This is a genomic window from Mycobacterium sp., assembly GCF_049281135.1.
Taxonomy (GTDB): Bacteria; Actinomycetota; Actinomycetes; order Mycobacteriales; family Mycobacteriaceae; genus Mycobacterium.
On the sequence record NZ_JBAPRN010000620.1, the window covers coordinates 1 to 4,927 of the forward strand.

Genomic DNA, 4,927 nt, shown 5'->3' on the forward strand with positions numbered 1-4,927 from the left:
CCCGTATCCCGGTGCTCCGCCTCCACCCGGCTACCCAGGCCAGCGCCCGCCGGCCTACCCGCCGGGCCCACAACGCCAGGCGCCACCGCCGATCCGGCAACCCGCGGCCCCGGTGGTATCGGCTCCCCCGGTGAACATTGCGCCGAGGACCGAAATGGCACCGCCGGCGATCAGCACGCCACCCGAATACGGCAACCTGGCCACCAAGATGATCCAGGCGATCCTGCCGGGCTCGCTGACTCCCGATAAGCCACCGGGTTCGGCGACGATCGGTCGCGCCAACGACAACGACATCGTGATCCAGGATGTGCTGGCATCGCGTCATCACGCATTCCTGGTCGACTCGCCGCTCGGCACCGAAATCCGGGATGCGCACAGCGTCAACGGCACCTTCGTCAACGGCGTCCGAGTCGGCTCGGCGGTGTTGAACGAGGGCGATGTGATCACGATCGGCAATATCGACCTCGTCTTCACCGACGGCAACCTGATCCGCCGCACCGAGGCCGCGACCCGCACCGGCGGCCTGGAGGTCAACGGCGTTCACTTCCGGATCGACGGCAAGGAACTCCTGGACGGAATCTCCCTCACGGCGCGGCCGGGAACGCTGACCGCGATCATCGGGGGCTCGGGTGCGGGCAAGACCACGCTGTCGCGGCTGATCGCCGGATACACCCGCCCCAGCTCGGGGACGGTCACGTTCGAGGGCCACGACATCCACGCCGAGTACGCGACCATGCGCAGCAGAATCGGGATGGTCCCGCAGGACGACGTGGTGCACCGGCAACTGACGGTCAACCAGGCGCTGGGTTACGCCGCCGAGCTGCGACTGCCGCCGGACACCAGCAAAGAGGAACGCGCACAGGTCGTCGCGCAGGTACTCGAGGAACTCGACCTGACCAAGCACGCCGACACCCGCGTCGACAAGCTCTCGGGCGGTCAGCGCAAACGCGCGTCGGTCGCACTGGAACTGCTCACCCAGCCGTCGCTGCTGCTGCTCGACGAGCCGACCTCCGGCCTGGACCCCGCGCTGGACCGCCAGGTGATGTTGATGCTGCGCCAGCTCGCCGACGCGGGCCGCGTGGTGCTGGTGGTCACGCACTCGGTGTCCTACCTGGACGTGTGCGATCAGATCCTGCTGATCGCCCCCGGTGGCAAGACCGCCTTCAACGGGCCACCCAGCCAGGTGGGTGAAGCGTTGGGCACCACCAACTGGGCGGACATCTTCGCCAACGTGGGCGCCGATCCGGACGAGGCGAATCGCCGCTTCCTGGAGCAAGGTGGCAGACGAGACCCGCAGGTGCCGGCTCCGGAAAGCCCGGCCGACTTGGGCGAAGCCGTGCACACCGATCTGCTGCGCCAGCTCTCCACGATCGCGCGCCGCCAGGTGCGTCTGGTCATCTCCGACCGCGGCTACTCGGTGTTCTTGGCAGTGCTGCCCTTCTTGATCGGCGCCCTGTCGCTGACCGTGAAAGGCCCGAAACCTGGCCTGGGGCCGGCCGATCCGCTCGGGCTGGCACCCACCCAGCCGCAGTACATCATGGTGCTGCTCAACATCGGGGCTGTGTTCATGGGCACGGCGCTGACTATTCGCGACCTGATCGGCGAGCGACCGATCTTCAAGCGAGAACAGGCGGTCGGCTTGTCCACCACTGCCTACCTACTTGCCAAAGTCGCCGTATTCTGCGCATTCGCGACCACGCAGGCGGCGATCGCGACGATCATCGTCAGACTCGGCAAGGGCGCGCCCACCGCGCACCCGCCGTTCTTCGACAACTCCACGTTCTCGCTCTTCGTCACCGTCGCGGGAACCTGCGTGGCCTCGGCCATTCTCGGCCTGATGCTCTCGGCAGTGGCGCAGTCCAACGAGCAGATCATGCCGTTGCTGGTGGTCTCCATCATGTCGCAGCTGGTGCTCGCCGGTGGCATGATCCCGGTGACCGGCCGAGCAGGACTGAACCAACTGTCGTGGATCACGCCCGGACGTTGGGGCTACGCTGCGGGGGCGTCGTCGATCGACTTCCCGGACCTGGTGAAGGTCAAGCAGATTCCGACCAACGACCCGATCTGGCAGCACTCCAAGCACATCTTCCTGTTTGACATGGGCATGCTCGCCGCGCTGTCGCTGTTCTACGCCGGCTACGTGCGGTGGAGCATCCGGCTCAAGCGTTAGTCATCGATCGCGCTCGCTGTCCATTCGCAATCCGTGGGCAGCGGCGTAGGCGAGCCGACGCGGTGGTCCATAACGACGGGTCGACGACGGCGCCACGCAGATCGGCATCATCCAAACGGGTGCCCGTGGTGCGGGCACCGGTCAGGTCGGCTCCGCACAGCATCGCTTTGCGCAGATCGGCTTGCACCAGGCTGGTCTCGCGCAGCCGACACCCACTCAGGTCGACTCCGCGTAGGTCGTTACCCCCGAGCATCGCGAGCGTGAAGTCCACCTCCTCGAGGGTCAGCGGCCGCATGCGACACCGCTCGAATACCGAGCCCAGCATGCTGCACTGGCGAAAGGTGCTGTGCCACAGCGCGGTCAGCTTGAACGTGCAGTTGCGGAACGCCGAACCCGGATGCTCCGACTCGGCGAGATTGACGCCGCTGAAATCGCATTCGGTGAATACCACACGCTCGGTGCGCAGCCGGCTGAGGTCGTCGTCGCGGCCCGGACCCCGTGAAATGGGCACTGCCGACGAATTCGCAATCCGTCCAATCCACTACGCGGTGGGCGTCAAGCTTGCCAGCGCGTATTCGCTGACCGCGATCAATGCGTCGGTCGCCGATCTGCGATCCCTGGCATCGACGTTGATCACCGGAACGTGTGCGGGCAGCGTCAGCGCTTTGCGCACCTCGGCGGCGGGAAACCTTGGTGTGCCGTCGAATTCGTTGACGGCGATGAGGAACGGCAGCTTGCGATGCTCGAAGAAGTCGACCGCCGCGAAGCAGTCCTGCAGACGCCGGCAATCCACCAGGATGACCGCGCCGATCGCGCCGCGGACCAAGTCGTCCCACATGAACCAGAATCGACGCTGTCCGGGCGTGCCGAATAGATACAGCACCAGATCCTCATCGAGCGTGATCCTGCCGAAATCCATAGCGACCGTGGTGGTCCGCTTGTCCGGGGTGGCGTCCACCATGTCGACACCGGCAGAGGCGTCGGTGACCATCGCCTCGGTCCGCAGCGGCATGATCTCCGAGACCGCACCGACGAACGTCGTCTTACCGGCACCGAATCCACCGGCGATGACGATCTTCGTGGACGCGGTATCGCGCGACTTCGGCTGCGGCGGGGCCGCATCAAAGCGCTCGTAGGCCACGGAGCGTCCTTCCTATCAGTTCGCGGCGTTCGTCGCGGGTCGAGCGTTCGGTCAGTGTCCGGTTCACTCGAAGGTAACCCGAAGTCACCAGATCACCGACCAGCACACGCGTCACACCGAGCGGCAAATCCAACCGAGCCGATATCTCCGCCACCGAGGGGCTCTTGACACACAGTTGAACGATTCTGCCCCGCACGTCGTTGAGCGGCCACCGATGAAACATGGCCGACTGCAACGTCTGCACCGGCGCTTCCAACGGAATCTCGACGCTGGCCTTGGTCCGTCCGGCTGTCAGGGTGTACGGGCGGACAAGGCTCGCCTCAGCCGCAGACGGCTCGGATCCGGGTGGCGTGCGCTTGTCCATGGCGGCTCACGAATGCGATGGTGCGCGTCGGGTCGATTGCACGACGTTGCCCACCCGTTCGACGAGGACGGCCATCTCGTAACCGATCTGGCCGATGTCACATGATGTCGCGGCCAGCGTTGCCAGATGAGAACCGTCGCCGACCTGCATCAGCAGCAGGTAGCCGTTCTGCATCTCCACCACCGACTGCAGGACCTGCCCGCCGTCGAACAGCTGCGCGGCGCCGTTGGCCAGGCTGGCCAGGCCAGAGGACACCGCGGCGAGCTGGTCGGCCCGCTCCTTCGGCAAGCGTTCACTGGCCGCGATCAGCAGCCCGTCGACGGATACCAGGATGGCGTGCGTAACCCCAGGGACTTCGCGGGCGAAATTCGACACCAGCCAGTCCAGCGAGTTCTCCGGGCGCGGCGGTTGGCTGGGCCTTCCGGGTGGAAAGGCAGAGGTCATTCGTGATCGGTTCCTAGGTCTGTGTCGCGGGCGTGCGATCGTCCTGCGCGGACGCCGCCGAAGTGGCTGCTGATAGACGCGCGGACGGCGTCTGGGTCTCGCACCGGCGCCTCGTGTGCGGGGGTGCGCCCAGACTCGAATCCGCCGTTCGATGCTAACCCGTTGTCCTCGCCGGCGCGGTGGTGCGGATTCCCGTTCTGCTCGCTGTCGGCACCGCCGGGCACCAGCCGGGCGCCGGGTTCGCGCACTGGCAGACCCTGCTCGGTGTGCGCCTGCACGGGCACGCTCTCGACCTCGGCTGCAGCTGACCAGCCGCGGTCCCACACCGACTGCCAATCCAGATCGGGGCTGTGCGCCAGCTCGCGGGGGTCGACCAGCCATTCCGAGAGCATCCGCTGGTAGATCAGATCGTCCTGCGGTGCCTGAGTCGCCGGCGCGGCGGCCTCAGCGGTCCAGACGTCGTCGACCTCCGGCAGATCGACCTCAGCCGCCGATTCCGGAACGACCGGTTCGTCCTTGGCACGGTTCCGGTTCTCCCGGTTGAACCGCACCCGCGAGCCGAAGAACGACGAGGTGTTCGAAACGGGCTGCACCGCGGGCTGTTCCGGAGCCGACTCGACCGGCTCCTCGTGCGGGACGGGCGGCTCGCCGGTGATGCCGCTGCTTCCCGGTCGGCGCCGCGGCAACAGGCTGACCGAAGACTCGGTCGACTGGGAGCCGTTGCGTTCGGTGGCGTCGGTGAGCGACGTGAACTCCGGGCCGTCGTCGTAGTCCGGCACAGCGGCCGGCGGTTCGGGCAGCGGCACAA

4 protein-coding genes and 2 pseudogenes are annotated in these 4,927 nt (G+C 66.7%); 1 reads left to right on the top strand and 5 read right to left on the bottom strand.

Translation table 11 applies throughout. The features are described from left to right. A partial coding sequence (locus tag WAN02_RS24455) for an ATP-binding cassette domain-containing protein (RefSeq protein ID WP_422267244.1) occupies window positions 1-2,170 on the top strand: 2,170 nt, incomplete at its 5' end. A 55-nt stretch (window positions 2,171-2,225) separates the two neighbouring features. On the opposite strand, the pseudogene WAN02_RS24460 reads toward WAN02_RS24455, so the two are convergent. The 5 genes and pseudogenes from WAN02_RS24460 to WAN02_RS24480 all read right to left on the bottom strand — a co-directional run. Then, window positions 2,226-2,712: pseudogene (locus tag WAN02_RS24460) on the bottom strand (pentapeptide repeat-containing protein); the annotation flags it as partial. Beyond that, entirely contained in the window at window positions 2,712-3,311 is a 600-nt protein-coding gene (locus tag WAN02_RS24465) for a GTP-binding protein (protein WP_422267246.1), read from the bottom strand. The pseudogene WAN02_RS24460 and the gene WAN02_RS24465, both read right to left, overlap by 1 nt. Next, window positions 3,292-3,675 carry a DUF742 domain-containing protein gene (locus WAN02_RS24470; RefSeq protein ID WP_422267248.1) on the bottom strand — a complete coding sequence of 128 codons (384 nt, stop codon included), beginning with the start codon at window positions 3,673-3,675 and terminating at the stop codon, window positions 3,292-3,294. The genes WAN02_RS24465 and WAN02_RS24470 overlap by 20 nt, the downstream gene beginning before the upstream one ends. 6 nt (window positions 3,676-3,681) lie before the next feature. After that, entirely contained in the window at window positions 3,682-4,119 is a 438-nt protein-coding gene (locus WAN02_RS24475) for a roadblock/LC7 domain-containing protein (RefSeq protein WP_422267250.1), read from the bottom strand. Next, a pseudogene (locus tag WAN02_RS24480) lies at window positions 4,116-4,927 on the bottom strand (ATP-binding protein); the annotation flags it as partial. The gene WAN02_RS24475 and the pseudogene WAN02_RS24480, both read right to left, overlap by 4 nt.